At 45.4% G+C, this 26515-nt stretch carries 30 protein-coding genes; 17 read left to right on the forward strand and 13 right to left on the reverse strand.

What is annotated here, in order from left to right:
• On the forward strand, nt 1-588 hold a 588-nt coding region (locus tag B853_RS17000; protein WP_143700815.1), incomplete at its 5' end, for a transposase.
• A 62-nt stretch (nt 589-650) separates the two neighbouring features.
• Here B853_RS17000 and B853_RS17005 read toward each other — a convergent pair.
• Nucleotides 651-1829 carry a lytic polysaccharide monooxygenase gene (locus B853_RS17005; protein WP_038884958.1) on the reverse strand — a complete coding sequence of 393 codons (1179 nt, stop codon included), beginning with the start codon at nt 1827-1829 and terminating at the stop codon, nt 651-653.
• A gap of 213 nt (nt 1830-2042) precedes the next feature.
• Nucleotides 2043-2483: an Lrp/AsnC family transcriptional regulator gene (locus B853_RS17010; protein ID WP_038884957.1), complete on the reverse strand. Its 441-nt coding sequence runs from the start codon at nt 2481-2483 to the stop codon at nt 2043-2045.
• Between the two features lie 148 nt (nt 2484-2631).
• Between B853_RS17010 and B853_RS17015 the strand changes: the two genes are divergently transcribed.
• The 3 genes from B853_RS17015 (at nt 2632) to B853_RS17025 (ending at nt 6424) form a co-directional block, all read left to right on the forward strand.
• Nucleotides 2632-3216: a LysE family translocator gene (locus B853_RS17015; protein ID WP_038884956.1), complete on the forward strand. Its 585-nt coding sequence runs from the start codon at nt 2632-2634 to the stop codon at nt 3214-3216.
• Between the two features lie 278 nt (nt 3217-3494).
• Entirely contained in the window at nt 3495-5417 is a 1923-nt protein-coding gene (locus B853_RS17020) for a S9 family peptidase (protein WP_038884954.1), read from the forward strand.
• 233 nt (nt 5418-5650) lie between these two features.
• Complete coding sequence (locus tag B853_RS17025) at nt 5651-6424, forward strand: siderophore-interacting protein (protein ID WP_038884952.1); 774 nt, start codon at nt 5651-5653, stop codon at nt 6422-6424.
• Between the two features lie 76 nt (nt 6425-6500).
• Here B853_RS17025 and B853_RS17030 read toward each other — a convergent pair whose 3' ends face one another.
• The 3 genes from B853_RS17030 to B853_RS17040 form a co-directional block, all read right to left on the reverse strand.
• Nucleotides 6501-7370, reverse strand: a complete 870-nt coding sequence (locus tag B853_RS17030) for a LysR family transcriptional regulator (RefSeq protein ID WP_038884949.1) — start codon at nt 7368-7370, stop codon at nt 6501-6503.
• A 68-nt stretch (nt 7371-7438) separates the two neighbouring features.
• On the reverse strand, nt 7439-7951 hold the full coding sequence (locus B853_RS17035) for a GNAT family N-acetyltransferase (protein WP_038884946.1): 513 nt from the start codon (nt 7949-7951) through the stop codon (nt 7439-7441).
• A gap of 178 nt (nt 7952-8129) precedes the next feature.
• A complete protein-coding gene (locus tag B853_RS17040) occupies nt 8130-8936 on the reverse strand; it encodes an arylamine N-acetyltransferase family protein (protein WP_038884944.1) in 807 nt (268 codons plus the stop codon).
• A gap of 291 nt (nt 8937-9227) precedes the next feature.
• Here B853_RS17040 and B853_RS17045 point away from each other — a divergent pair, with 291 nt between their 5' ends.
• From B853_RS17045 to B853_RS17055, 3 genes are all read left to right on the forward strand, one after another.
• Nucleotides 9228-10376 (forward strand): S-(hydroxymethyl)glutathione dehydrogenase/class III alcohol dehydrogenase, encoded by a 1149-nt coding sequence (locus B853_RS17045; protein WP_038884943.1) that lies wholly within the window; start codon nt 9228-9230, stop codon nt 10374-10376.
• A 206-nt stretch (nt 10377-10582) separates the two neighbouring features.
• Nucleotides 10583-11422 carry an S-formylglutathione hydrolase gene (fghA, locus tag B853_RS17050; protein ID WP_038884941.1) on the forward strand — a complete coding sequence of 280 codons (840 nt, stop codon included), beginning with the start codon at nt 10583-10585 and terminating at the stop codon, nt 11420-11422.
• Nucleotides 11423-11624: 202 nt separating this feature from the next.
• Nucleotides 11625-12815, forward strand: a complete 1191-nt coding sequence (locus B853_RS17055) for a BamA/TamA family outer membrane protein (protein WP_038884940.1) — start codon at nt 11625-11627, stop codon at nt 12813-12815.
• Between the two features lie 35 nt (nt 12816-12850).
• On the opposite strand, the gene B853_RS17060 is transcribed toward B853_RS17055, so the two are convergent.
• On the reverse strand, nt 12851-13222 hold the full coding sequence (locus B853_RS17060; protein ID WP_010453468.1) for a DUF805 domain-containing protein: 372 nt from the start codon (nt 13220-13222) through the stop codon (nt 12851-12853).
• A 274-nt stretch (nt 13223-13496) separates the two neighbouring features.
• Between B853_RS17060 and B853_RS17065 the strand changes: the two genes are divergently transcribed.
• The 3 genes from B853_RS17065 to B853_RS17075 are packed head-to-tail and all read left to right on the forward strand — an operon-like array spanning nt 13497 to nt 15464.
• Nucleotides 13497-13958, forward strand: a complete 462-nt coding sequence (locus B853_RS17065; RefSeq protein WP_038887042.1) for a putative pterin-binding protein — start codon at nt 13497-13499, stop codon at nt 13956-13958.
• Nucleotides 13958-15049, forward strand: coding sequence for a GGDEF domain-containing protein (locus B853_RS17070; RefSeq protein ID WP_038887040.1), 1092 nt, complete (start codon nt 13958-13960; stop codon nt 15047-15049). Before B853_RS17065 ends, B853_RS17070 begins: the two co-directional genes overlap by 1 nt.
• A gap of 10 nt (nt 15050-15059) precedes the next feature.
• Nucleotides 15060-15464 (forward strand): hypothetical protein, encoded by a 405-nt coding sequence (locus B853_RS17075; RefSeq protein WP_038887039.1) that lies wholly within the window; start codon nt 15060-15062, stop codon nt 15462-15464.
• Between the two features lie 98 nt (nt 15465-15562).
• Here B853_RS17075 and B853_RS17080 read toward each other — a convergent pair whose 3' ends face one another.
• On the reverse strand, nt 15563-16360 hold the full coding sequence (locus B853_RS17080; protein WP_038887037.1) for a Cof-type HAD-IIB family hydrolase: 798 nt from the start codon (nt 16358-16360) through the stop codon (nt 15563-15565).
• Between the two features lie 197 nt (nt 16361-16557).
• On the opposite strand from B853_RS17080, the gene B853_RS17085 reads away from it, so the two are divergent.
• Nucleotides 16558-18237, forward strand: a complete 1680-nt coding sequence (locus B853_RS17085) for a pseudouridine synthase (protein ID WP_038887035.1) — start codon at nt 16558-16560, stop codon at nt 18235-18237.
• Nucleotides 18238-18308: 71 nt separating this feature from the next.
• Here the strand turns inward: B853_RS17085 and B853_RS17090 are convergent, their stop codons facing one another.
• On the reverse strand, nt 18309-18791 hold the full coding sequence (locus B853_RS17090) for an Lrp/AsnC family transcriptional regulator (RefSeq protein ID WP_010453479.1): 483 nt from the start codon (nt 18789-18791) through the stop codon (nt 18309-18311).
• A gap of 321 nt (nt 18792-19112) precedes the next feature.
• Between B853_RS17090 and B853_RS17095 the strand changes: the two genes are divergently transcribed.
• Nucleotides 19113-19280, forward strand: coding sequence for a hypothetical protein (locus tag B853_RS17095; RefSeq protein WP_010453481.1), 168 nt, complete (start codon nt 19113-19115; stop codon nt 19278-19280).
• A 9-nt stretch (nt 19281-19289) separates the two neighbouring features.
• Here B853_RS17095 and B853_RS17100 read toward each other — a convergent pair whose 3' ends face one another.
• Nucleotides 19290-19538, reverse strand: coding sequence for a hypothetical protein (locus tag B853_RS17100; RefSeq protein ID WP_010453484.1), 249 nt, complete (start codon nt 19536-19538; stop codon nt 19290-19292).
• Nucleotides 19539-19854: 316 nt separating this feature from the next.
• Here B853_RS17100 and B853_RS17105 point away from each other — a divergent pair, with 316 nt between their 5' ends.
• The 4 genes from B853_RS17105 to B853_RS17120 all read left to right on the forward strand — a co-directional run bounded on the left by B853_RS17105 (nt 19855) and on the right by B853_RS17120 (nt 22171).
• A complete protein-coding gene (locus B853_RS17105; protein WP_038887033.1) occupies nt 19855-20460 on the forward strand; it encodes a histidine phosphatase family protein in 606 nt (201 codons plus the stop codon).
• Nucleotides 20461-20467: 7 nt separating this feature from the next.
• Nucleotides 20468-21013: a GNAT family N-acetyltransferase gene (locus tag B853_RS17110; protein WP_038887032.1), complete on the forward strand. Its 546-nt coding sequence runs from the start codon at nt 20468-20470 to the stop codon at nt 21011-21013.
• Nucleotides 21000-21449 (forward strand): hypothetical protein, encoded by a 450-nt coding sequence (locus B853_RS17115; protein WP_038887030.1) that lies wholly within the window; start codon nt 21000-21002, stop codon nt 21447-21449. The genes B853_RS17110 and B853_RS17115 overlap by 14 nt, the downstream gene beginning before the upstream one ends.
• Nucleotides 21450-21724: 275 nt before the next feature.
• On the forward strand, nt 21725-22171 hold the full coding sequence (locus B853_RS17120; RefSeq protein ID WP_050569005.1) for a GNAT family N-acetyltransferase: 447 nt from the start codon (nt 21725-21727) through the stop codon (nt 22169-22171).
• A gap of 18 nt (nt 22172-22189) precedes the next feature.
• On the opposite strand, the gene B853_RS17125 is transcribed toward B853_RS17120, so the two are convergent.
• Complete coding sequence (locus B853_RS17125) at nt 22190-22429, reverse strand: RNA recognition motif domain-containing protein (RefSeq protein WP_038887046.1); 240 nt, start codon at nt 22427-22429, stop codon at nt 22190-22192.
• 413 nt (nt 22430-22842) lie between these two features.
• On the opposite strand from B853_RS17125, the gene B853_RS17130 reads away from it, so the two are divergent.
• The gene (locus B853_RS17130) at nt 22843-23373 is read left to right on the forward strand and encodes a GNAT family N-acetyltransferase (RefSeq protein WP_010453496.1); all 531 of its coding nucleotides are present in this window, start codon (nt 22843-22845) and stop codon (nt 23371-23373) included.
• 108 nt (nt 23374-23481) lie between these two features.
• On the opposite strand, the gene B853_RS17135 is transcribed toward B853_RS17130, so the two are convergent.
• The 3 genes from B853_RS17135 to B853_RS17145 all read right to left on the reverse strand — a co-directional run bounded on the left by B853_RS17135 (nt 23482) and on the right by B853_RS17145 (nt 26510).
• Nucleotides 23482-23991 carry a MerR family transcriptional regulator gene (locus B853_RS17135; RefSeq protein ID WP_038887027.1) on the reverse strand — a complete coding sequence of 170 codons (510 nt, stop codon included), beginning with the start codon at nt 23989-23991 and terminating at the stop codon, nt 23482-23484.
• 180 nt (nt 23992-24171) lie between these two features.
• Entirely contained in the window at nt 24172-25665 is a 1494-nt protein-coding gene (putP, locus tag B853_RS17140) for a sodium/proline symporter PutP (protein WP_038887026.1), read from the reverse strand.
• Nucleotides 25666-25802: 137 nt separating this feature from the next.
• Nucleotides 25803-26510, reverse strand: coding sequence for a 1-pyrroline-5-carboxylate dehydrogenase (locus B853_RS17145; protein ID WP_010453501.1), 708 nt, complete (start codon nt 26508-26510; stop codon nt 25803-25805).
• Nucleotides 26511-26515: the final 5 nt, after the last annotated feature.

Consider the following 26515-nt stretch of genomic DNA (forward strand, 5'->3'; position numbering starts at 1 on the left):
GAGCACTTTGCTGAAAACGACATGCTTATTTCTATGCCTATCTCACCACAAGCTCAGCGTAATAACCCTAATTTACCGACTCATTGGCAGGCACGCCTCATCCTCTATAAAGACCCAAAAGGTGAAATTGAAGGCTTTATAACTTCCCTTGTTGACCCTAAGAAGTACTCATTAGAAGATTTATTAGCTGTCTATTGGCAACGCTGGGAAATAGAAGAAGGTTACGGTGAGATAAAGCAAACTCAGCTACAAAGCGAGGTTACCTTGAGAAGTCGTTTTGCTGTTGGTGTTAGACAAGAGCTCTGGGGAATACTGCTAGCGTACAATTTGGTGCGCCTAGAGATGATTCATATTGCTCAAGACGCCGATGTAAGCCCAACTAGAGTTAGCTTTACAGCGGCAATAAACTTAATAGATACCCAGTTACGTTGGTTGGCACTTAGTCCTGATGGAACTCTACCGAGCAAACTCAAGCAAATGAGGGAAAGCATAAGTCACTTCATTTTACCGGATAAAAGAAAGGACCGAACGTATCCACGTTCAGTCCTTTTTGTCCCTACAAAATATCCATTTAGATATAAGCATTAATGCTTATCCGAACGGCATTATCTCACCAGAGAAGGGTTTTGTTTATATAGAGCGGCTCATGACTAACGCCAAACGCCCCATTCTCCTGTGGTTCCTGGCTCTTCACCAGTTGTCCACCACTGCGCAGTCCATTCACGGCCGTTGTGCGTCACGACATCGCCTTGGTTGTACACCGCATCTTTGTTCCACAAGTTGGTTGGATCAACCGGTGGTTGGGTATCACCTTTAGTCAATGATAACGCATAGCTAAAGTTGGCATTCGGAGCCAGCACTTGGTTTGCGTAGATATTACTGCTATCGAACATGTAGTGCTTCATCGCTTCATGCCAAATACCTACGTACCAATCACCGGTTTGTTGTGAGTTAAATTGATCCGCCAGCTCTGCAGCCCACGTCGTGGTGTTGTTAGTACTGATTGGCAGTGACAGATCGACGATCTCGCTGCCTGTTGCATTGAAGGTGCGGAAACGCACCGTATCACCCGACTCTACTGGGCCAAAGCCTTGTGCCACAAAGTAGCCAAGAGAAGTCAGGTTGTTTGCGGGATCGGTAGGGTCAACTGGGTCAGTTGGTGGTGTGGTGCCATTGCCGTTTAAGGTAATGTCACTACAGTTGTAGAAGCCTTCACCAGCCACATCGATGCGTTGCCAACGAGTGTAAAGAATCGCATCACCCGAGCGGTCTGCTGGGAAAGTTACCTGCATGCGGTAGCGCTTCTCGGCATCTACATACACGTCACCAGCGGTATCGATCAGTTCTAAATCGTCCCAAGTCAGTGGCTGCGTATCGTCATAAGTGGGTTTAGAAAGATAGAACTCCCAATAAGAAGGGTTGTGCGGCGCTTTACCAAAGAACACCAATTCGATTTGGTTGTTCGCATCTGGCGTCACGCTAGTACGCTGCCAATTTGGCGATGGGATATTCAAACCTTTCTTGGCGGCATCACCTGCAGAACAAAGTTCGCCATCACGAACAATGGCTTTCACGTGTGCCATATCGCGGTAGTTCGGCACGTTGGCAGCAATCTCACTACGTTGTACGAAAGGGTAAGCCCCCGACTCGTCATAAGCGGCCTGACATGCTTGGTTTGGAATTTCATTGGTCCAAAATCCACCGTCTAAATAACAGGTGTTTTGGCGTGCGCTTGGAAACTCGACCCAACCGTGGGCACTGACGTTAAAAGAGCTTAAAGCAACAATTGCACCCAAGCTTGCAAGAGGAAGCGTTACGTATGATTTCATCATTCATCCTTAAATTTTCTGACTCACTGCTCACGGACCGAACAGCGACTTAGAAAAATTAGCAGGATGCGATTATTTAGAAGGTGAGAATAAATGCTCGAATTGTCAGATTGACGACTGCTTTCCAGCATTTTATGTGGACTTTACTCACACTCGACTGACTCTTTCGAGTCACTTCAAAATTGGCGTGCTACAAAATCGTAGGCTTTAGAACTAACGCTCGTCTTTTGGCGTGTCCATTACCACCATGGTTGTGATGGCTTTGACGTGTTCGCATTCTCCCAACACATCGGCATGAAAGGTTTTGTATGCCGCAAGATCTTGGGTTTCGACCCTTAATAAGTACTCGTTGGCACCAGTGATGTTGTGGCATTCCACTACCTCGTCAACAAAGCGCACGTGGTCTTCAAAACCAAGCTGGGCCTGTTTAGAGTGAGAAGCGAGACCAATCGACACATAAGCAATAAAACCGACGCCCATTTGCTGATTATCCAACACCGCCCGATAGCCTTTTATCACGCCCTTACGCTCCAAATCTTGCACACGACGCAAAGTCGCGGATGGCGATAATCCAACTCGCTCAGACAGCTCCACGTTGGAGATTCTTCCGTCTGATTTCATTACTTGCAATATTCTTTCGTCAAGCCTATCCATGGTGACCTTTTATTGTTTATCTGACGTATTTTCATCAAATAAAAGCACAAAATTGATGTCACTTCTACCTATCATTGTTCTCGACTAGTCAAGACAACCATCTTTCGCCTGAGTGCACGCAGGCAAAACAAAAATGCAGGAACACACTATGGAATACCATCAACTTGGTGCGCTGGCACTGTTTGCGTTTGTCTCGACTTTCACTCCGGGACCAAACAACATCATGCTTATGACTTCTGGCGCAAACGTCGGCTTTAAGCGCACTATCCCACACATGTTAGGTATCACTCTGGGCTTTGGTGCGATGCTGATTTTGGTTGGCATTGGTCTTATGAGCTTGTTTCACACGTATCCGATCACGCATAAGATTCTTAAGGTTTTGAGCCTGACATACTTGGTGTACCTCACTTACAAAATTGCCACCAGCAGCAAAACAGAAGTCAAAGATGATTACCGCCCAATGAGCTTTTTAGGTGCAGTTGCATTCCAATGGGTGAATCCGAAAGGCTGGTCAATGGCACTTACCGCCATCACCGTATACAGCAGCGGTGGATCTTGGCTAGAACTGGCTTCCATCGCTGGCATCTTCTGCTTAGCAAACCTACCTTCTGTGACTTTTTGGACCGCCGCTGGTATCCAACTTCAACGCTGGCTCACCACACCAAAACGGGTAAAAGGCTTCAACTATGGCATGGCTGCGCTTTTGCTTTTATCAACTATCCCAATGATATAAATGATAAAAAGCACGGATAAATGTGATTGATACCAAGTTTTGGCTAGTCCTTTGTTCGGTAAGTACAAATAATCGCCACTTCCATGGATAGATTGGGTCATAGTAGCAACAGCAGTGACAAGAATATTAAAAACCCTCAAACATAAACCCTATCGATATATTCGATTTTGGCTTCTCTTTCACTGCTTTGTCGCTTTCATTCTTTAATAGCGACTATCGATTCACTCTGACCGACAAGCACGATGCTGACTGGTCCGTCACACAAGGAGCGTTATACAATGCGTACTCGCAAGCTTATTCTTGCTACCGCTTTTGGCCTGCTACTCGCGGGTTGTAGCCAAACTTCGACCACGACGACTGCCGAAGTTATCCCACCGGAATATCCTGTAGATTACTTCTTCCGTAATGCTGAAGTCTCTAGCTACCAAATCTCTCCAGCTGGTGATTACATTTCAATGATGAAACCATGGCAAGACCGTAAAAACGTCTTTGTACATCCTGTAGGCAAGCCAGAGGATGTTAAACGCATTACGTCAATCACTGGTCGTGACATCGCTTACTACTATTGGGTTGGTGATGACACCGTAATTTACTCACGCGATACTGGCGGTGATGAGAACTTCTACCTCGTCACGGTGAACGTTAAAACAGGTGAAGAGAAAACCATCACACCAACATCTGGTGTAGTGGCTTATGTCATTGACACTTTAGAAAGCCAGCCAGACGACATTCTTATCACGACTAACGAACGTAACCCGCAAGTGTTCGATGTTTACCGCCATAATTTAAAAACTGGCGAGAATACACTGGTGGCGCAAAACCCGGGCAATGTCCGTTACTGGGGTACCGACCACGATGGTAATATCCGTGTCATTTCAACCTCTGACGGTGTCAATACTGCGGTACTGTATCGTGATAGCGTGGATGAAGAGTTCCGCCCATTGAAGAACCTCACTTTCAAAGAAAGCTTCTCACCAATCTCGTTCACACCAGACAACAAGAACTTGTATGTCGCTTCTCGTATTACCCGCGATAAATCCGCGATTATTGAATACGATGTGAAGGCAAATAAAGAAGTACGCGAGATCTTCTCTCATCCAGAAGTAGACGTCACTAATGCGAGCTACTCCAATGCACTTAACAAGCTTACGACGATCTCTTATGTAACGGACAAGCGTCAGTATCATTTCCTAGATAAGGGCTATGAAGAGACTTTTGAGCGTCTACAAGAGAAGTTACCTGGGGTTGAAATCTCAGTAAACAACTCAACTCGAGATGAAAGTAAAATGATCGTTGTAACCTACAGCGATGTCGACCGTCCAAATTACTATTACTACGATCGTAATACGGATACGCTTGAGAAACTGGCAGCAAATGCTCCTTGGCATAAACCAGAACACATGGCACAGATGAAGCCAATCACTTACACCGCTCGTGATGGCGAAACCATTCACGGTTACTTAACGCTGCCAAAAGGTCGTGAGGCAAAAGGCTTACCACTGCTTGTGTTGCCGCATGGTGGTCCTTGGGCTCGTGATCACTGGGGCTTCCAACCTGAAGTTCAGTTGTTTGCAAACCGTGGTATCGCCGTCCTACAAATGAACTTCCGTGGTTCAACCGGTTACGGCCGTGAATTCTGGGAGAAATCATTTAAACAATGGGGTCAATCAATGCAAGATGACATCACTGATGGTGTTAAGTGGACGATTGACCAAGGCTACGCACGAGATGGTGAAGTCTGTATCTACGGTGCATCATATGGTGGTTACGCCACATTGGCTGGTGTGACGTTCACACCAGACCTATACAAGTGTGGTATCGACTATGTTGGCGTTTCTAACCTGTTCACCTTCATGGATTCTATTCCACCATACTGGGCACCTTTCCTAGCTATGCTTCATGAGCAAGTGGGTAATCCAGAAGATCCTAAAGATGCGAAGATGATGAAAGCCTACTCACCAGTGTTCCATGTTGACCAAATCAAAGCTCCTCTATTGGTTCTACAAGGTGCGAAAGACCCACGCGTAGTGAAGAGTGAATCTGATCAGATCGTTAATGCTCTACGCGACCGCGGTGTTGAGGTGGAGTACATCGTCAAAGAGAACGAAGGTCATGGCTTCCGCTCTCTTGAAAATCGTCTTGATGGTTACCAAGCGATGGATCGATTCCTGAAGACACATTTGTTAGAGCAAACGCAGTAAACAAGCTCCATTCTTCTATCAAGGGCACTTCGGTGCCCTTTTTTATTCTCCCACCACTATCTTATAAAGCGGGACGACGAAGTGTTCATTTGAGCGAGGCGTACCGAAATTAAATCGCCGATTCTCAGATCAGAGTGTAAATTTAGATAAAGACACTATCTGCCTTGTTGAGATGCTGTTAATCTTAGATGAGAAAGAGAATAGTTATCAAACGTAGTGAAATGTGAATTAAAATGAAAAAGAAACCACAACCAAAAAGCCTCGTTGTCATCAACACACAAGCGGTAACACCGAACATGCAGCGCATTACCCTGCAAGGTGAGGCACTAGGCAACTTCCCACAAGATTGTGAAGGCAGCTACATCAAGCTGCTGTTCAACGAAACTGGTGGCACGGACATTCAAGGCTTCTCTGAAGAGAACCGTCCGGTTATGCGTACCTACACCATTCGTCGCTTCGATCCACACGCGTGCACGATTGAAGTCGATTTCGTGCGCCACATTACTAAAGACTTACAATGTGGTTTTGCCGCGCGTTGGGCGATGTCTGCAAAAGAAGGCGACACCATCAATATCGCCGGTCCTGGCAGTATCTCGAACCTAAACATTGAAGCGAATTGGTTCTTTATGGCTGCGGATATGACGGCGTTGCCAGCGCTATCAGCGAAGATTCGCACTCTGCCGGAAGACGCAAAAGGCTATGCCGTGATCAGCGTGATTTCTGAAGCGGATATCCAAACTCTCGAAGCACCAGCAGGTATGGAAATTCATTGGGTCACCGAGCAATCACTCGAAGATAAGGTCCGCGCACTAGAATGGAAAACAGGTGAAGCAGCAGTGTGGTGTGCTTGTGAGTTCGACTCAATGCGCGCGCTACGCCAATACTTCCGTAACGAAAAAGAAGTGGAACGTGAAAACCTTTACCTCAGCAGTTACTGGAAACAAGGCGTATCAGAAGATGGCCACAAGGTCATCAAGCGCGAAGATGCGGAATTAAACGAGCAGTAACTTCCACTTGCCACAAAAAAATAAAGCCAAGTTGCTACATGAAAACTTGGCTTTTTCAATGGATTGAGTTCATCACTCAGCTCATATTTTCAGCTAAGAAATCAATCAGTAAGCGTACTTTTGGCGACAGGTTTCGGTTTTGCGGATACAGCGCCCAAATACCTTCGCGATCGTCTCGGTAATCGGTTAACACTTCCACCAGATCGCCATTGTCTAACGCTTCTTGTACGTAGTAGTCCGGCAATTGCACTAAACCTAAACCTCGCTTTGCCGCATCAACCAAAGCAAAACCACTGTTGCACTTAATACGACCAGAAACACGAAGAGACTTCTCACGCTTCTGCTCTTTGAAGTGCCAATAGTCAGCGGTACCCACCAAGCATTGGTGATGACTCAGTTCAGACAAGGTATGCGGCTCACCAGATCGCTCTAAGTAAGCGGGGCTGGCACACACATACAGCTGACGCGATGACAGTCGCTTGGCGATCAAACTTGAATCTTGCAAACGTCCCAGACGAATCGCCACGTCGACGCCTTGCTCAATCAAATCTAACTTTTGGTTAGTCAGATTCAAATCCAAATTCACTTGCGGGTACTTTTCTAAAAATTGGTGCAGCAAGGGAGCAAGATTCATTTCTCCATAGGTCACAGGTGCAGTGACTTTAAGCAGACCTTTCGGTTCTGCCTGCATCTGCGTTACCGCTAACTCTGCTAGCTCTAAGCCTTCGACAAGATGCTTACACTGTTGATAATAAAGCTGCCCCGCTTCAGTTAGCGACACTTTACGCGTAGTACGGTGAAGCAATTTCACAGCAAGACGCTCTTCCAGTGCTGATACACGACGGCTGATTTGTGCGACCGATGTTTTCAGCTTATTGGCTGCGCCAGTGAAGCTGTTGGTTTCTGCGACGGCGACAAACTCGCTGACGCCTTCCCAATTCGCCATGGTTTTGATCCTATGGAATTCTACTTATTGTGTATTCTCACACAAACTGAAATGTGGAGAAAACCTGTTTAAAAAGGATAGCCGACTAAATGAACGGTCTGTTGTGGCCAAATGATTTTGAGAGAGCATACCATGGTCTCATCAGTACAGACCCAATGATTCGCGGTAACTTCCATCTCCAAGTTATTGATGGGCTGATAACCACTGGATTGATAAACCGAGGTGAGACCAAACAGAACTGAAAACGCATCGCCTCTTTCTAACGCGTCCTTATGAACAGCCTCAAGCAATATTTTTACTAGTCCCTGCCCCCGTGAACCCGGATCGACGCAGACTTCAGCAATACCACAAATAGGAAAGGATTGGTCATCAATCATGACTTGCTTTTCATGCACAGCAACATGGGCGGCAAGTCTATCGCCATCCCAAAGTAGGTAGCGGTGGCGAGGCATTTCATTAAAATAGCGTTGGGTTTGAAAGATTTTGTCTTGCTCCTTGGTGAAGCAAGTGGACAGCAAAGCTCTTAACTTAGCATCGAGTTCTTGGGTGACTTCATCATCAAGCAAGTATTCAAAGCGCATGATTTACCTCATTTATTTCGCATAGTTAAAGGTAAACTTTTGATTTGTGCCTTACCGAGAGGCAGCGCAAATAAAAAAGCACAGACTGAGCTGTGCTTTACATTTTTGAGCCACTAAGTAAGGAAATTGGAGCTAACGCGATGTTTGAAGTCTCAATTAGAGTGCGATTCGTCCACAGTTACGACTCTTTCAATGGTTTTAAAGATGAGTAATCAGCATCAAGATCGATACCAAAGTGGGTTTTGAGCGCAGATAGATACGTTTGTCCGGCTTCTAACTCAATTTCAACCACTTCACCATTTGCTCGGTACTTTAAACTGTAATTGAGCAAAGTAATGATTCCGCTATCTGTCGCCAGCGCTGCCACTCGGCTGGAAGTAAAATGTGAGTTAGGCGATGTGGAGGTGTAATGATTGCCACACACGATGTCTCCATCGAATACGTGTTCAAAGTCTAAGCTGTATAAATCAATCCATTGTTCCGCGTCGTCATAGGATTGAACTTGCAACATGTAACCGACCAACTCATGTTCGACAAAACGGAACGTTTGTAAGTCAGTATGAATGGCTTGATTTAGTACAAATGGCAGCGGTGCACGTGGCGTGTTCGAACCGAACCCTACATCAACGATCCACTTATCTTCTCCCATGGTGACCAAAGTGAACTGATGAGTTCTGCCCGATGGCGTGCCAGACAAATGAACGCGCCCCAATAACGGTCGCGCATCAAAACCGATGGTCTGCAACACCTTCAACAACAGCGCATTCAACTCAAAGCAGTAGCCTCCGCGTTCTTGATAAATCAATTTGTCGATAATCTCTTGCTCTGAAATAGAAATGCCGCGCCCAAGCGCAATATCAAAGTTCTCAAAAGGCAAACGACGATGCTGAGCATTATGCAGCATTAACAAGGTATCACTGCTGACATCCAGTGATTGGGTGACGCCCATTTTATCTAAGTAAGCCTGTAAATGTGTTTGGTTCATACCAATCCTAATTCAGTATTTTGCAGTGACAGGTACACTAAACCCTCAACCGCACTTAAGGTCAAACCCCCAATATAATTTTTCTCGTGCTTCTTAATCTCACTCGCACTAACAATCACGTTATTACATTGATTATTACGCATACGTAAAAATCATTTTCAATTTAGCCGGATTATCATTTTTTGTGAAACACCTAAAATGGGCACCAACAAAACGACGCAGCGCAGTGAACAAACCTCAACTACGCTTATGGCGTCACTCCATATACTGAGAATATAAAGGAAACATCCAATGGCACTTGAAATCAAACCAGGTCAAACTCACATTAAATCAAAGGCAATGGTTGCATGGGCTGCAGGCGAGCCACTAAAAATGGAAGAAGTTGATGTACAACTTCCTAAAGCTGGCGAAGTACTTGTGCGCATCGTTGCTACTGGTGTTTGTCACACTGACGCATTCACTCTATCAGGTGACGATCCAGAAGGTATCTTCCCTTCAATCCTTGGCCACGAAGGCGGCGGTATCGTTGAAATGGTTGGCGAAGGCGTAACAAGCGTTGAAGTTGGCGACCACGTAATTCCGCTTTACACAGCAGAATGTGGTGAGTGTAAGTTCTGTAAATCTGGCAAAACAAACCTATGTCAGGCAGTTCGTGAAACTCAAGGTAAAGGCCTAATGCCAGACGGCACAAGCCGCTTCTCTGTAAACGGTGAGACAGTCTTCCACTACATGGGTTGTTCTACTTTCTCTGAGTACACAGTACTTCCAGAAATCTCACTAGCAAAAGTAAACAAAGAAGCACCACTTGAAGAAGTTTGTCTTCTGGGTTGTGGCGTAACCACCGGTATGGGTGCGGTACTAAACACAGCTAAAGTTGAAAAAGGCGACACAGTTGCTGTATTCGGTCTAGGCGGTATCGGTCTTTCTGCAATCATCGGTGCTCGTATGGCTGGTGCAAGCCGCATCATCGGTGTAGACATCAACGAAAGCAAATTCGACCTAGCGAAACAACTTGGTGCTACAGACGTCATCAACCCAATGAAGTTCGATAAGCCAATCCAAGACGTTATCGTTGAGATGACAGACGGTGGTGTTGACTACTCATTCGAATGTATCGGTAACGTAAACGTGATGCGTCAAGCACTTGAATGTTGTCACAAAGGTTGGGGTGAGTCAGTAATCATTGGTGTTGCTGGTGCAGGTCAAGAGATCTCAACTCGTCCATTCCAACTAGTAACTGGTCGCGTATGGCGTGGTTCTGCTTTCGGTGGCGTTAAAGGCCGCTCAGAGCTTCCAGAAATCGTAAACCGCTACATGGCTGGTGAGTTCGGTCTACAAGAATTCATCACTCACACTATGGGTCTACAAGACGTGAACGAAGCGTTCGAATTGATGCACAAAGGTGAATCTATCCGTACTGTTCTTCACATGGATAAATAATCCAAGATAACGGTTCACGTAATGTGACTGATTATTTGAAAATTTGAAATAGACTCTCTTCTCTCTTGAACACGTTTTCTTTTGGGAAGAGAGTCATCCGCTGTCTTTAACGGTCTTGTCCGCCGTTAGAAAATCATTGTTTTAAATATTCACTGTTTTAATTAAAGGTTACTTTAACTAAACATTGTTTTATCGAGAGATTATCCATGACCATTGAAAGCCTAAGCCAAGCCAAAGTATTCGGTGGTTGGCATAAACAGTACACTCACGAATCTCGCGCTTTGAACTGCAACATGCGCTTCGCGATCTTCTTGCCACCTAACGCAACCAAATCAAACCCAGTGCCTGTGGTTTACTGGTTATCTGGCTTGACGTGTACCGATGAGAACTTCATGCAGAAAGCCGGTGGGTTTCGCATGGCTGCTGAGTTAGGTATCGCCATTGTGGCACCGGATACCAGCCCACGTGGTGACGACGTTGCAGACGACGAAAACTACGATCTGGGTAAAGGTGCAGGTTTCTACCTAAACGCCACTCAAGAGCCATGGTCACGTCACTACCATATGTACGATTACATCACCAAAGAATTGCCTGCGCTCATCGAGAGTAACTTTCCAGTCTCTGACGTGAAGTCGATCTCGGGTCACAGCATGGGTGGTCACGGTGCAATCACCATTGGTCTGAAAAATTCAGATCAGTACCGTTCAATTTCAGCGTTCAGCCCAATCAGTAACCCAATGCAATGTCCTTGGGGCCAAAAAGCGTTTACCGCTTACCTAGGCACTGATATCGAAAGCTGGAAGCAGTACGACGCAAGCGAGTTGCTAAAGCAAGCAAAATCACCATTGCCAATCTTGGTAGACCAAGGTGATGCCGATAACTTCCTTGCTGAGCAATTAAAACCTGATGTGTTACTGGCGGCAGCAAAAGCCCATGATTCTGAAGTCGAACTGCGTATGCAGCCAGGTTACGACCACAGCTACTTCTTTATCTCAAGCTTTATCGCTGATCACTTGAACTTCCACGCTAAGTACTTATTTGCTTAACGCCGATTTTAACGCCGCAAGCAAATAGAAGAGCGCAGAAAACCAAACGGTTTAATAATCTTCTCTATACAAAGCCATCCAATTATTGGGTGGCTTTTTGTGTTCTAAAAACACTCACTTTACCTTTACATAACCCCATTGAAATTTAGCGAAATGACGTCTAACTTGTAATTGAACATCATTCAATTACTGCTAGTACTCTATGAAAAAAACAACGTCAGTCCTGCTAACCTCGACTTGCTTCGGGTTGTTAGCGACCTCTCCTATTGCCGAGGCGATAAGCTTTTTCGATCCTATTGATGGGCAATTGGATATGGGCGAATACCTTGCTGAAAACGCCTACGGCTTTTTACCAGTACCAATTGTGATTACCGAACCTGCTGTCGGCTACGGCTTGGGTTTTACTGGTGTGTTTTTGCATGAATCCGATGAGCAGCGAGAAAAAAGGCGCAAACTGGCGGAAACCTCACTCGATGGTGGTGCTCAACTTTTGACTCCTGCTATTACCGCTGTGGGTGGCTTCGCAACCGAAAACGGCACTTGGATGGGGTTTGCTGGCCATCGCCGCACTTGGGCACAAGACACGGTTCGTTACCTTGGTGGCGTCGGTTATGGCGACTTTAATATGACTTTCTACCCGCAATCTACGCTGCCAGGGTTAGACAGCGTATTCAATGGTCAGGGATTAGATTTCGAGATTACTGGCGGCGGCATGCTCAATCATCTTCAATACCGCATTATTGATGCGCCGCTGTTTGTTGGTGTGAAGCAGCTCTATTTCGTTACCGACCAGAAAATCGCCAACTCTCCTATTGCAGACAAACTACTGAAAACACTGACCAATACTTCCCCCACCACCTCCGGATTAGGGTTGACTCTAGAGTGGGACAACCGAAACAACTTCTTTAGTCCCACTCAAGGCTACAACTACAAAGCCGAGTTCTTATGGTACAACGACGCCATTGGTAGTGATTACGAATACGAACAATTGGATGTGGAAGGAATTAACTATTGGGAGCTGACTGACGATTGGTCGCTGGCACTGCGGGGGCACTACAAATCCCTTTACACCGATGAACGCTTTCTGCCACCAGCCTCTTACCCTGATATCGAACTGCGTGGCGTAGCGAGAAATCGCTATCAAGGTGATGAAACCCTATCAGTAGAGTCTCAGCTGACTTACCAATGGAGTCCCCGTTGGTCGACGAATGTGTTTGGTGGTTTTGGGTACGCCTCAACGAATACATCGCTGTTTGAGAGCGATGCAGAGTATGCGTATGGCGTGGGCTTTCGTTACCTCATCGCCCGACGTTATGGCTTGCAAGCAGGCATGGACTTCGCGTTCAGTGATGAGGATAACGCAGTGTATTTCCAAGTGGGCTCAGGCATCTAAGACCCACTCGATTCAAACCATCACGGTTGTCATTATCACGACTGATATTTAGGACTCACACCGTATTGGTTCGAGCCCTCTTCACTGTCTTGAATCAAGAAGTACAACAGCACCAAAATACCGATAACTGGCACAAAGGCTATCAGAGCCCACCAACCTGTTCTTCCTGAATCGTGCAAGCGACGCACAGTAACCGCAATCGAAGGAATCATAATAAACAGCGCATAAATCACACCGAAGAAGCCAAAATTGTCCATTTGCATCACGCTGCCAATGACCCGATCGATGATCCCCATCACCAAATTGACCAACACATTCACCAGCGTAAAGTACCAATACTCTTGGCGTCTCGCTCTGCCATTAAAGTTGGTGTAATTGAGGATAACCTTGTAATACCAGTCGAACATATTCCCTCTCTTAATTGGCTGAAAGTGTCACGAAAGTTAGACAAGCTGAAGCGAAATGCACACAAAATGAGCTAAATAATGCATTCACCCACTTGTTGCAGTGTTAACTGTGTTATTAACCTTGACGTATATTTCACCAGCGGTTACTTTTCACTCAAAACATATTATATAAAATCATCAAGTTGGCTCTATTATTAATAAATATATAACCATAGCTTTAGATAGCGATTAATGCGCTAGCTGAGACTAGGGGAACAACTCAAAAGGGCACAAGATGAGAAAAATAGTAGCACTCACTTTGTTTTTGTTTGCGCCGACACTTTTCGCGAACACAATACAGTTTAGCAGTCCGGAAAAAACCAACCTCGTTATTGCACTCGAAGATATAGAAACACTGCCTATTACCTCCTATGTTACCGAATTACCTTGGTTAGATAGTCCGGCGGTGTTTGAGGGAGTAACTCTCAGTACGCTTCTTCGACAAGCATTCGGAGAGGTCCCGAAGCGTGTCGAATTACGAGCTTTAAATGACTATCATGCCAATATAAATCGTGAAGATATTCTGCGTTACGAACCTATCGTCGCCTATAAAAAAGACAAGAAATACATAAAGATAAGAGATAAAGGACCATTTTGGTTAATTTATCCTATCTCTCGTTTTCCTGAGATCGATGTTAGCCACTACCATTCACAAATGGTATGGCAACTTAATAGTGTGAAAATAGAAGAAAAATAATGAATTCAGATATATCTCCCCCGAAAACGGGACCTTTTTCATTGAGAAGTAAAGTCTTGCTCATCGCGGTTGCCACGACTTTGCTACTGGCAAATATCGCTTTGTTTAAGCAAACTCGGGACCTAGCTCGCTCATACTCCGATCAACAAAACCAAGCTACTTGGTTCCTATTTCATTTATCTAAAGAACTATCAGAACTTGTCAGTGAAGCAAGAAGACTCAACGAAAGCGTCATGAATATTGATGGTGCAGAGTTGCAATATGAGCTTGCTTGGAGCCGTTTTGACTTATTGATAAACAACCGTGAGGCTGACTCCTTTCTCTCTAGACATGAAGTCAGACGCTATTTCTCTGGGTTGTTTACCCGCTTCCAAAAACTAGAACCAACACTTGTTGAAGCAAAAACTGGCAGCAGTATAGCGGCGAACCAATTTTACCGAGGTGCACAAAACCTATATTTAGAAATGATTGACTATGTAACTCAAAATTTTAGGGTTGCTAGCCCCCTCTATCAAAAACAGCAAACTCAAGCTAAACAGCTAATGTTTGCACAATACGTTCTGTTAACGATATTCGTTATGACCGTAGCCCTTCTGGCGTACTTCTATCAAAGTGAATCCAAATACCACAAGAAGATGGCATTAAGTGATAGTTTAACTGCCCTCCCTAACCGCAGTGCGATGTTTTTCGAGCTACGCCGTCTTGAGAGCGCCAAGCTGCCATTTTCATTGCTTCTGCTTGATCTCAATGGCTTCAAAACCATCAACGATACCAAAGGCCATCAAGCGGGCGATATTGCGTTAAAAGAGGTGGCGAATAGATTGAAACTAATGGAGTTACATCAGTTCTCAACGTACCGAATGGGCGGAGACGAGTTCGCTGTCATTATTGAGTCGAATGAGGAGTGTGAAATCAAAGATGCAGAACATCGCATTCACGCCGTTTTTGAGCGACCAATAATGGTGTCTAATGAACCGCAAACGCTTTCAACCAGCTTAGGCGCAGCAAGCTACCCTAATGACGGCGACAACATTGACTTCCTGATCAATTTAGCGGATAAGCGCATGTACAAAATGAAATTCCAACGATAAACGGATAACCATGATGAAAAACTTCATGCGAGCAGTGCTATTACTGCTAGTGATCGCGATAGGTGTGTTGGCTTGGGTGTTCATCCCATCTCACGAAACTGTAGGTGCACAAACCCTCGAAGAAGCACTCAACGACGATTACACCCTGGTTGGGCACCGCATTCACTCTACTGACCCTGACGCCGGTAACATGTTTGGTTACTTCCTAGTGTACAAGGGTGCAAATACAGAAGACCTAGAGCCATTTTTGGTAACTTCTGACCAGTTTATTCGCATGGAACAAACGGGTGAGAATACGCTTGCTCTAACCGTGAATGGCCGCATCTACCGCTACCATAACGACCTATGGGTAGAAAACCCGAATGGTAAACTGCAACATTGGCTTGTTAGCGCAACGGCTAAGTACGTACGCTAATTTGCCTCTACGTTTAGACTCACTAAGTTTCAAATGAACAAAAGCCCCGCTCATCACATGGCGGGGCTTTTATGTTCACATGATGAGCAAAAAAGCGATTAAAGCACTTTCTCTCTGATCACTTTCATCACTCCAGAGTCGCGGTTGCTTGGTGCTGAGAAACGGGCGATTTTCTTCACTGCTTCATGCGCGTTTTCCATTGCATATGAGTGCTCGCTCACTTGTAGCATTTCGAGATCATTTAAGTAGTCGCCAAATGTCATCGTCTCTTCAGGTCCAAAGCCCATAGTCTCTTGAAGGTGCTTGATTGCCGAGCCTTTTGACGCTTCTGCGTTCATCACATCCAACCAAATCTTCGCACTCACCACAACCTGATGCGTGTCATCAAACCTTGCTTTCATGGTTGGATAAACCAACTCTTCTGAGCCACCAAAGTGACAAATTGCGACCTTGATGAACTCATCTTCCACTTCTAACAAGTCAGGCACATATTCACAGCGGTGGTAGTACTTCTGGAACTCTTCTAGGGCTTTAGGATCTTTGGTTTCGATGTAAGCCGAACGCTTACCACACAATACTAAGTGGGTGCCTTCTACTGCACGAGCCGCTTTTATAATTTCATCAATTTCCGATTTTGGAATGGTACAGCTGTAGAGCTCTTTGTCTTGGTACATAACCAAGGTGCCATTTTCCGCCACATAAATCATGCGATCTTGGATCGGCGCAAACGTATCGCGCAAACTGTAGTACTGACGACCTGATGCTGCCGAGAACAAAATGCCCTTCTCTTCGAGCTGTAAGAACAGATCAAAGAATTCAGGATCTAAACGACCATATTGGTCAAGCAAGGTGCCATCCATATCGGTGGCAATGAACTTGATGCTAGCTTGTGACATGACTTTAACTCAAAAAATGAAGCAGCACAGGTCACTCTGTGAATGAAAACAGGCTGCAAAAAACAATCTTGGTAAGGTACAGGATCTTGAGTGAATCTCAAGCTGAAATGAGCAGGGTGAACTAGGTTCAAGATAGCAATCCACTTTAAAACAGGTACAATCCGTGCTCGATTTTTATTTCATGCGGACTCACAATTATGCACTCGCCTGAACATTGCTTTACTCGTTTTACTGCAGATATTTCTGGTTATGATTTACCGGCGCAGTTTACGTTTCCGTTCTACTACACACCTCACCCATTGTGTGTGTTGGCTGCTGAACAATTGCAGCAACATCTGATGGCACAAACCGACTTCGAACATGATTTTGGTCTTGAGGATGAACAAAGTGGACGCGGCAAAATGTTCGGTGTTTTGTTAGTGCGTAACCCGCAAGGTGAGCTTGGCTACTTCAGCGCTTTCTCTGGCAAGATTGCCGATCAAAACTTGCTTCCGGGTTTTGTTCCACCAGTATTCGACATGCTGACAGAAGAAGGCTTCTTCAGAGGTGAGACGGATGCTATTAACGCGGCGAATGCGCAATACAAAACCTTTGCTGCTAATCCAGAACTGGCAAAGCTGAAAGCAGAAATCAAAGCAGATCGAGAAGCGTATCAGCAAAAAGAAAACGCCCATCGCCAAGTGATGATTGCTGGTCGCGCAGAACGTAAACAGCAGCGCAAACAAGGCGAACAAACACTGACCCCAGAAGACCTAAAAGTACTACTGGATGATTTGGGTAAACAAAGCGTCGCTGAGAAGAATGTACTCAAGTACCTCAAACAAGCGTGGGATGAAAAGCTGGCAGTAAAAGAAGCACGCCTTGCTGAGCTAGAGCAAAGATTGGCAGAGCTAAAAGAGCAGCGCAAAGATCTGTCTAATGCTCTGCAGCACAAACTGCATAAGCAATACCGCTTCTTGGATAACCACAGCGCAGAGCGCGATTTGGTGGACATTTTTGCTCCTACTACCAACCCAGTACCACCAGCAGGTGCAGGTGAATGTGCAGCGCCGAAACTGCTTCAGTTCGCATACAAACATGGCTATCAACCGCTTGCGTTGGCTGAATTTTGGTGGGGCGTATCGCCGAAATCTGAAGTGCGTCAGCACAAGAAGTTCTACCCATCTTGCAACAGCAAATGCCAACCGATTTTGGGGCACATGCTGCAAGGCTTGGATGTGGAACCAAACCCATTAGCAGAGAACTGGGCGGAAGATAAAGAACTGGAAATTCTCTTCCAAGACGAAGCCATGGTGATCGTCAACAAGCCTTCGGGTCTGCTTTCCGTTCCGGGCAAAACCATCAAGGATTCGGCGTACACACGTCTTCAAACAATGTTCCCAGATGTCGAAGGGCCGTTCGTGATTCATCGCTTAGATATGGCAACGTCGGGGATTTTGGTGTTTGCTTTAACCAAACGATCAAACAAGAGCCTGCAAAAGCAGTTCATCACTCGTGGCGTACAAAAGCGCTATATGGCGCTGCTTGAAGGAGTGTTAACCGAGCCTGAAGGTAAAATCTCACTCCCGATGCGTGGCGATCCAGATGACCGCCCACGTCAACTGGTGTGCTTTGAGCACGGTAAACCTGCTGAAACTTACTGGCAGCTGATTGAAGTGAAAGACGGACGCAGCAAGGTGTACATGTACCCGAAAACAGGACGAACCCACCAGCTACGTGTACACAGCGCGCACCACATGGGGTTGAACATGGCAATGGTTGGCGACGGCTTGTATGGCGAAAAAGCCAACCGTCTGCATTTGCACGCAGAGATGTTGGAGTTGGACCATCCATATAGTAAGGAACGCATGTGCTTTAAAGCGGAATGCGAGTTCTAGCCCAACAGCATCGAGAAGACCATTGTTCCAAGGCGCTGAGTTTCAGCGTCTTTACTCATGGCCCGACAACACTAAAGTGTCCCTAGAAGATCTGGGTTAACACCTCGACCTACTTTATGCTCTTCTATTACGACTTCACTTCGGGTTTGAATAACACCAGGTAGAGTCCCTAACTTACTCGACATAAACTCCTGATAAGCTTTCATACTTTTGACTCGCACTTTTATCATGGTATCGAAATCCCCTGACAGCGAATAACATTCCTCTATTTCTGGCATCAACTCGACCGCCTTCGCAAACTTTTCAAAGATAGAGAAACTGGTTTGGTCTAAACGAATATGAATAAATACTTGGACATCTAGCCCAAGTTTTTCAGCATTAAGCTCTGCATGGTAGCCATTAATATAGCCACCTTTTTCCAACCTTTTGACTCGTTCCGAGCATGGTGACGTCGTGAGATTAACCAGCTTGGCTAACTCCACAACAGGTATCCGCCCCTTAGAATGCAAAATACTTAATATCTGCAAGTCTATCCTATCCAGGTGATAACTCATCAATTACATCCTCGCAACAATTTAGCATCCATACCTTAATCGCTGCCATTTGTTTTGCAAATAGACAAATCAATAACGTGTGAATTCATCATTATTTTAACGTTTGCACAGCACAAAAATTCAGCAAAAAAAACAAAGTAGCTAAATCCACACAACTTTAATTTATAAAATATAGTTATTTTGCTAGGAGTTTATAGTCACAATAATAATGTTAATGAAAAAACTTATTCCTGAACTTTGCAGAGAATAAAATGAGCCAAATAGGAAAGAACTGAGCCAAATTCTAAGGCAATAATGAGGAAAAATAATTAGGAGAAAGCAATGTTAACCCTACAACTTGCGTACAAGCCGTTCGGTCTTGGGGAGTGGACTTATACAACAGTATCACACGAAGTCGCAAAATCATTGGCCGCTGAGTATGCCTCATATGGTTGGCCAGTGATGATTGACGGATTACCGTTCGCTACGCAAAAAGAACTCGTTGCGTAATAAGCTCGATCACATGATCGCTGATGTCTGTCGCGCTGGATGCTGAATAACTTCACCTATAGCGCGATGGTTACAGCATCGACAGTAGTACTGTGGTTCCATCTCATAGTAGTGCTCACCTGTCACAAACTTTGCCATCAATTGAGTAAAGCTTACCACTTTGCCTGTCAGTGTTTCGATTTGATCAGATTCACAACGCTTCATGATCACTTTATGCTGCGTTGCTCTTCTGCAGGCTGAGCAATAAATATCCGGCATTACACCTCTCCCTGTTTTTTACTGTACTACTGACAATTGACATATTTTGTTCAAAAAAATTCCACAATAATAAATGCCCTTTGTTTTTTTGTGCCCTTCCTCCAAAAATTTCTGCACATATGCCTGAAAACTGAGACCTAAGTCGGTCTCATTTTGTGGCACCACTTGTGCAAAAATAATACAAACGTATGTAACATGACGCTATCAGTGATTACGCAAATACTTTCATTAGCTGCAAGTATTTCGCCACGATGCCGATAGATGCATAGTAAGCACGTATCGGGTTGAGGAAACTAATACAAAACAAGGAAGTTAGATGATTCATATCACCTTTGTCCGTCATGGGCGTTCACAAGCCGACGACCTGAAAGTACACGAAGGACGATTCGACAGCCCATTGACTGAAGTAGGTATTCAGCAAGCACAAAATAGAGCAAAACAGTTTGTTGAAGAAGGGCGCCAGTACGACGCAATCTTGAGCAGCTCAATGCAGCGGGCGCGACACGTCGCCGAGATCTTTTCTGAACAGCTAAATGTCAGCATAACGACTCATGATGAGTTGATGGAGCGTGACAACGGACCATTACAAGGTTTGCCATTTAGTGAATCTAAGCACAAATATCCTATGGCTGATTTCGTCAACCCCTATCAACCTTGCGTCGCCTCTGCCAATGAAGGGGAAAGCGGTGTTGAGCTTTACGCCCGAGCAAGCCTGGCCCTTCAATCTATCATCAGACGTGGCAGTGGCCGCTACTTGGTGGTGTCTCACGGACGCTTCCTCAGCACGATGTTTAATGTGATTTGTGGCAACCAACCAAGAGCCAACGAAACTGGCGTCCGATTTGCGTTCGATGATTTAGGCTACTTCGATACAACTTACCGGCCAGACCTGGATGTTTGGGTCATTCAATCCGTGAGGTAAACCCAAGATGCCAATACAACCGACTCTCTTCACCGAGAGACTTATTCTTCGCCCATTCCATCACGACGATTGTGAGCGCGTCGCATTGCTCGCCGGAGAAAAAATCATTGCAGAAATGACAGCAAATATCCCACACCCTTATGAACAGCCAATGGCAAAAACATGGATAGATGGGCATGGTCCTATGTTTAATGATCAAAGAGGCATAGCGTATGCCATCACGCTACGTAGCACCGGAGAACTGCTTGGCGCGGTAAGTTTACCAAGAATTGAGGACGGTTATGGCACTCTAGGTTATTGGGTTGGCGTGCCTTATTGGGGGAAAGGTTATGCATTCGAAGCATCTCAAGCGCTGATTGAGTTTGCTAAATCTTATTTCCAACTCATCGGTATTCGAGTGATGCACTTGGTAGAAAACCAACGCTCAAAATCCGTGATACAAAAATTAAATGTGCCTTATGTAGGAAACAAAACCCTCGCCATGCAAGGAGCAGACCGCGAGGTGTGTGTCTATCAATATTCATTTGAGGAGGCAAAGCGTGGTCATTCATGAAACCTCTCAAAACCTACCTAAGAATAACCCGTTTTTGATGGGTGTTTGGGTACTGTCCCTCACCTACTTTGCTTATATAGGCGGTTACCTATGGTTAATAGGGGCAGGAATGGCTGTATTTGTCCTATTGCTGTTCGTATTACATCTATCTAAGCGTAAGTGGTTTACGCCAAAATCGATCAGCATTGAGTCCGCTTCTAATAGTTTGAAGTACCATCAAGATTCTACTGTGTATTTTCGTATTCCATTGAATGAAATCAGCAAGGTTCAAATTGAGAAAGAACCTTTCAATGGTAACTGCTTGATGCTCTACACCGCTAAAGATTCTTATCAGGTTCCAAATTCCAACAACTTCGATAAACTGCAATTAGCGCAATTAATGAGACAGCTCGAAGAGAAGATTGATGATAGAGATAGTCAAAGCGCAAACGAATGACATTATACCCAAGTGACTTCAAGATGCAGGATTCAGAGCGTTGTCATTGATTCGAGTTCAAGGAAAACAACACAGCGTAATAGCCAGCTCTTTCCAAGTTGTTTGACGCAGAAATCGGGGCAATGACACGCTCCCGAAGGGCGAGCTGTCTTGGCTTGTATACTTTGTTGCCGATTCTTGATTTAGAGTGACTAGATCTTTAAATCGTCGCCGCGTCTACAAACCAAGTCATTCTCGCTGAACCTAGCATCTCGAGGTTACTTGGGTATATACAAGTGGCGGGGTTGGTCTCTAAAGTTACACAGCGCCATATCGTCGAGCATTTCACTGAAGAAGGAAAACAACGATTCCTTGCTAGGATTGGGCAAGACGTGACACAAGCGATAACGCATTCAGACTATGTCGCTTTAACAGCCATCAGAGACAACAACATCGTCGGATTTGTCGCCCTTAAAAGTGGTAACTATCTCACTCATTTATTTGTGACCACCGAAGAACAAGGCCATGGTTTGGGTAAACAACTGCTCAATGCGATATTGGAATCGACCCAAGATCAACCAATAAGTTATGTTCGCCTTCGCTCAGCCCCCAACGCAGTTTCGTTTTATCACAAGCACGGTTTTGAACCTACCGATGATATCTGCGAGAAAGAAGGCATTCGTTATGTACCGATGCGCTTAGACCTCCCCTCCTCTCTTGAAACACAAAAAAGCCAGCGGTGATGCTGGCTTTTCTCTATCTTAGTCTTGTGCGACTTTCACGCGAATCTTGCTTTTCGCTACGTCGCTCAAGTTCAGCGCTTCAAGGGCTGAAATCGCTTCTGCCTCATCTGGCATGATCACAAAGCCGAAGCCTTTCGACAAACCTGTTTCTTGATCAAGTACCAGTGTGCAAAGTTCTACTTTGCCGTATGCCGAGAATAATGCGCGCATATCTTGCTCAGTCGTTTGACGAGCCAAGTTTCTTACTAAAAGTTTCATAATGAACCTAGTGGTTTTAATAACCATACGATTCTCTCAGGTTCTTCAAAACAAACCAAGTGAATAATATTTTATACCCAAATGACTTCATGATGCAGGATTCAGAGCGTTGTCATTGATTCGAGGTCAAGGAAAACAACGCAGCGTAATAGCCAGCTCTTTCCAAGTTGTTTGACGTAGCAATCGAGTCAATGACACGCTCCCAAAGGGCGAGCTGCCTTGGCTTGTATACTTTGTTGCCGATTCTTGATTTAGACCCACTAGACCTTTAAATCGCCGCCGCGTATACAAACCAAGTCATTCTCGCTGAACCTAGCATCTCGAGGTTATTTGGGTATACGAACAACTAGATCATTCTAAGTACATCTGTTTAAATGATTTTTCGTTCATTTTTCACCCAAAGGAGAGTCGATATGGAAACGAAACGTCTTAAGCTAATCCCTGCTTGTTTAGATCGTGCAGAAGAAGCGCACCAAGCAGTATTGCGTAGCCAGAAGACACTCGAAGTGTATCTTCCTTGGGTGCCACATGTGCTCACACTAGAAGCCATGATTGAGGGGACAGAAAAAGCCATCGCCAACTTTGAGAGTTTTGAAGGGGAGTTACGTTACTTCATCATTGAGAAAGAAAGCGACCGCTTAATTGGTGCGGTAGGCTTAATGATTCGTGATCAAGAAGTGCCATCGTTTGAAATCGGCTACTGGCTGGATGATGCAGCGGTGGGCAACGGCTATATTTCCGAAGCGGTGCTTGAACTAGAGCGTTACGCGTTTGAAGACCTCGGCGCAAGACGCATTGCGATTACCGCAGATTCAACCAACCTAAAAAGCCGCGCCGTCGCAGAGCGTTGTGGTTATGACTTTGAAGGCGAGTTGAGACACGACCGCCTCTCTACCTCAGGGGAATTGAGTAACACTGTGGTTTACTCAAAAATCCGTAACTAGGCAGTTTGTTATTAAACTTTTTTATTAAATATAGCGCCACAAAAAATAAGCCTCACAAAGAGGCTTATTTTTATTTAACCGGTTTTTAAGACGCTGTTTAAACGCTAATTATAGAGCGCGAATGCGCACAATTTCGTCTTGCTCAATACCTAAAGATTCAAGGAACTTTTGGTGTTCAGCAGGCTCCATCTCTTCGAATTTCTGGTGCCATGTCACCATGTCATTTTCAGAAAAACCCGCCGCTTGCATGATTTGTACCCAACGTTCTTTAGTCACAATATTATCCTCTGTCAGTTGTGGTTCTTGTAGTAGCACCACGATCGCTTTTTGTTGCGCTCGCAGATTCTGAATCTCGCGTTCGAGTTCATTGAAATGGTCTTTCAAGATCTCCGCTTGAGATTTGCCTTTCTGTGCCAACAAAGTGCGTATGCTGGAAATCGGTAACCCGTAAGAGCGATATGACGAGATGGTTTTTAAACGCTGAATCTCGTTTTCTCCATACCAGCGATAACCGTTTTCTGAGCGATGCGCAGGCGCTAGCAAGCCTTCGCGTTCATAGTAGAGAATCGTAGTACGAGAGAGTCCACACTCTCTGGCCAGTTGGGTTACGGTTAGCATAATGGCTCCTTTTGTCGGTACAGACATAGCATCAGCCCTACACTGATAGACGGGTCAACACGTTTTTCACTATACCTCAGAAACTCTTTCATTGAGGTATTGGTGCGTCATTCAAATTGCTATCGAACAAACACAAAAAAGCCCGCGATAAACGCGGGCTTTGTTTTCACTTGAGAGAAATTAGTCTAGTTCAACCAACTTCTTCTCGTATTCTTTGTGTTGCTCAAGTACTTCTTGTGCTGCACCGCCAGTCAACTTACTTACGACAATAATCGCAATCGTTGAGAAGATGATGCCCGGTACGATTTCGTACACATCGAACCAACCACCTGATAGCTGTTTCCAAACCACGATAGTCACACCACCGATTAGGATACCTGCTAGTGCACCGTTACGGTTCATACCGCTCCAGTAAAGGCTAAGTACAACTGCCGGACCAAACGCAGCACCAAAGCCTGCCCATGCGTAAGATACAAGACCTAGAACAGAGCTGTCTGGTGTCATTGCTAGGAATAGCGCGATAAGAGAAATCACGATAACGCCAATACGACCAATCATCACGATTTCTTCAGACGTCGCATCCGGCTTGATCACTTGCTTGTAGAAATCTTCTGCTAAAGCAGATGAAGACACAAGAAGTTGTGAATCCGCAGTACTCATTACCGCCGCTAGGATTGCCGCCAATAGGATACCTGCAATCACTGGGTGGAATACCGTGTTCACCAATAGCATGAAGATTTTTTCGCCATCTTCTAGTTGCGTGCCTGGGTGACCCGTTACCCACACTAGACCAACAAGACCAACTAGCATTGCACCCGCCATAGAAAGCGCAGTCCAACCCACAGCGATACGACGCGCTGTTGTTAGGTCTTTGTTTGAACGAGAAGCTTTAAAACGCGCTAGGATGTGTGGCTGACCAAAGTAACCTAGCCCCCATGCTACCAACGAGATGATTGCGATAGCCGATAGAGGCTCGCCTTTCACGTCGTTCCATAGCGTTAATAGTTCTGGGTTAATGTTGTGCATGTCCGTCGCTAGTTGACCTAGACCACCGTCCATTACTGCAACAGGCACGATCATTAGTGCTGCCGCCATCAGTAGACCTTGCACCAAGTCCGTCCAAGATACCGCTAAGAAACCACCGAATAGCGTGTACGAAACCACACACACCGTGCCAATGATAACGGCAATGCTGTAATCCAAGCCGAATACGGTCTCAAACAATTTACCCCCTGCTACCAAGCCTGAGCTGGTATAGAAAAGGAAGAATAGAAGAATGAAGAACGCAGAGATTGTCTGAATCAGTTTCGACTTATCGTTAAAGCGACGCGACAGGAACTCAGGCAGCGTTAGCGCATCAGTTTGGATGCTGTAAGTACGTAGACGTTTTGCACTGATTAACCAGTTTAGCCATGTCCCCACAAGCAGACCACCTGCTAGCCAGAACGCTTCAATACCTGCTGCATACGCATACCCCGGAAGACCAAGTAGCAACCAGCCACTCATGTCTGATGCGCCCGCAGAAAGTGCCGCTGGCCATGGACCAAGGCTACGACCACCTAGGAAGTAGTCAGATGAATTGGAAGTCCTCTTATACGCGTAAACGCCAATGGCAACCATAATTAGTAAATACGCCACAAAAGTGGTCGTGATAGCAAAGCTATTTTCTATCATTTGATAGTCCTCGTTATAATTATTTCCTTCCTTGCCCTCTTTGATATTTTGCCATCGCAGCAATACATCAAAGCAAGAGATACCAACCCAAATGAGCTCTACGACTCTTTGTGATTAGGTTGGCATCACAAGTCAGGTTAGTGGGAGTCGCTTCCCAACTCGAGTAGAGTCGCGTTACCGCCCACCGCTGTAATATTTATCGTTCGTGTACGCTCAGTAATAAAGCGCAACGATAGATGAGGATCATGAGTCAATGTCGGTGACTCTAAATCCGTTTCAGAAACTAAGCCGACGATAGCACCGTCACGCTTAGCCAGTTGCAGGTTAAGCGCATGCTCAACCTGTGAATGCCCAACATAACCCACACTACGTACGTCGCTGTCTAACAACGGGGAAGACGCATCGTACGCAACCACTTGGACTAAGTTAGATGGGAAGTTTGCTGACACTACAGCATGCTTAACCAATTGAGTAAGCTCTGTATTGTCACTGCAAATCACCACACTGTTGCCTGCAATCAAAGCACAGGTGATCATTGCAAATGCGCTGTACAGTGCGTTCTCGGTATTCGCCAGGTTGTTTTCACAAACGACCAAAGCCACACCGCGACCCGCCGCGTACAGCTCGTTAGTTTCGCCCGTAGGACCCACTAACTGATGAGTTTCTGCTAACAGAGCTGACGCTTGTTGCAAGTGGTAAGACACCACTTTGCCAACCACGCTATGCTGCTCTTCAATCGCAGATTTAAATGCCAGCAAATGCTCGCATTTGTAATCAAAATCGGTCAGATTCCACTGCTCCCACGCAGAGAATGCATCTTTAAAATACGTGATTTGATGAACCATAATGC

The sequence above is a fragment of the Vibrio rotiferianus CAIM 577 = LMG 21460 genome (genome assembly GCF_002741985.1).
Classification (GTDB): Bacteria; Pseudomonadota; Gammaproteobacteria; order Enterobacterales; family Vibrionaceae; genus Vibrio; species Vibrio rotiferianus.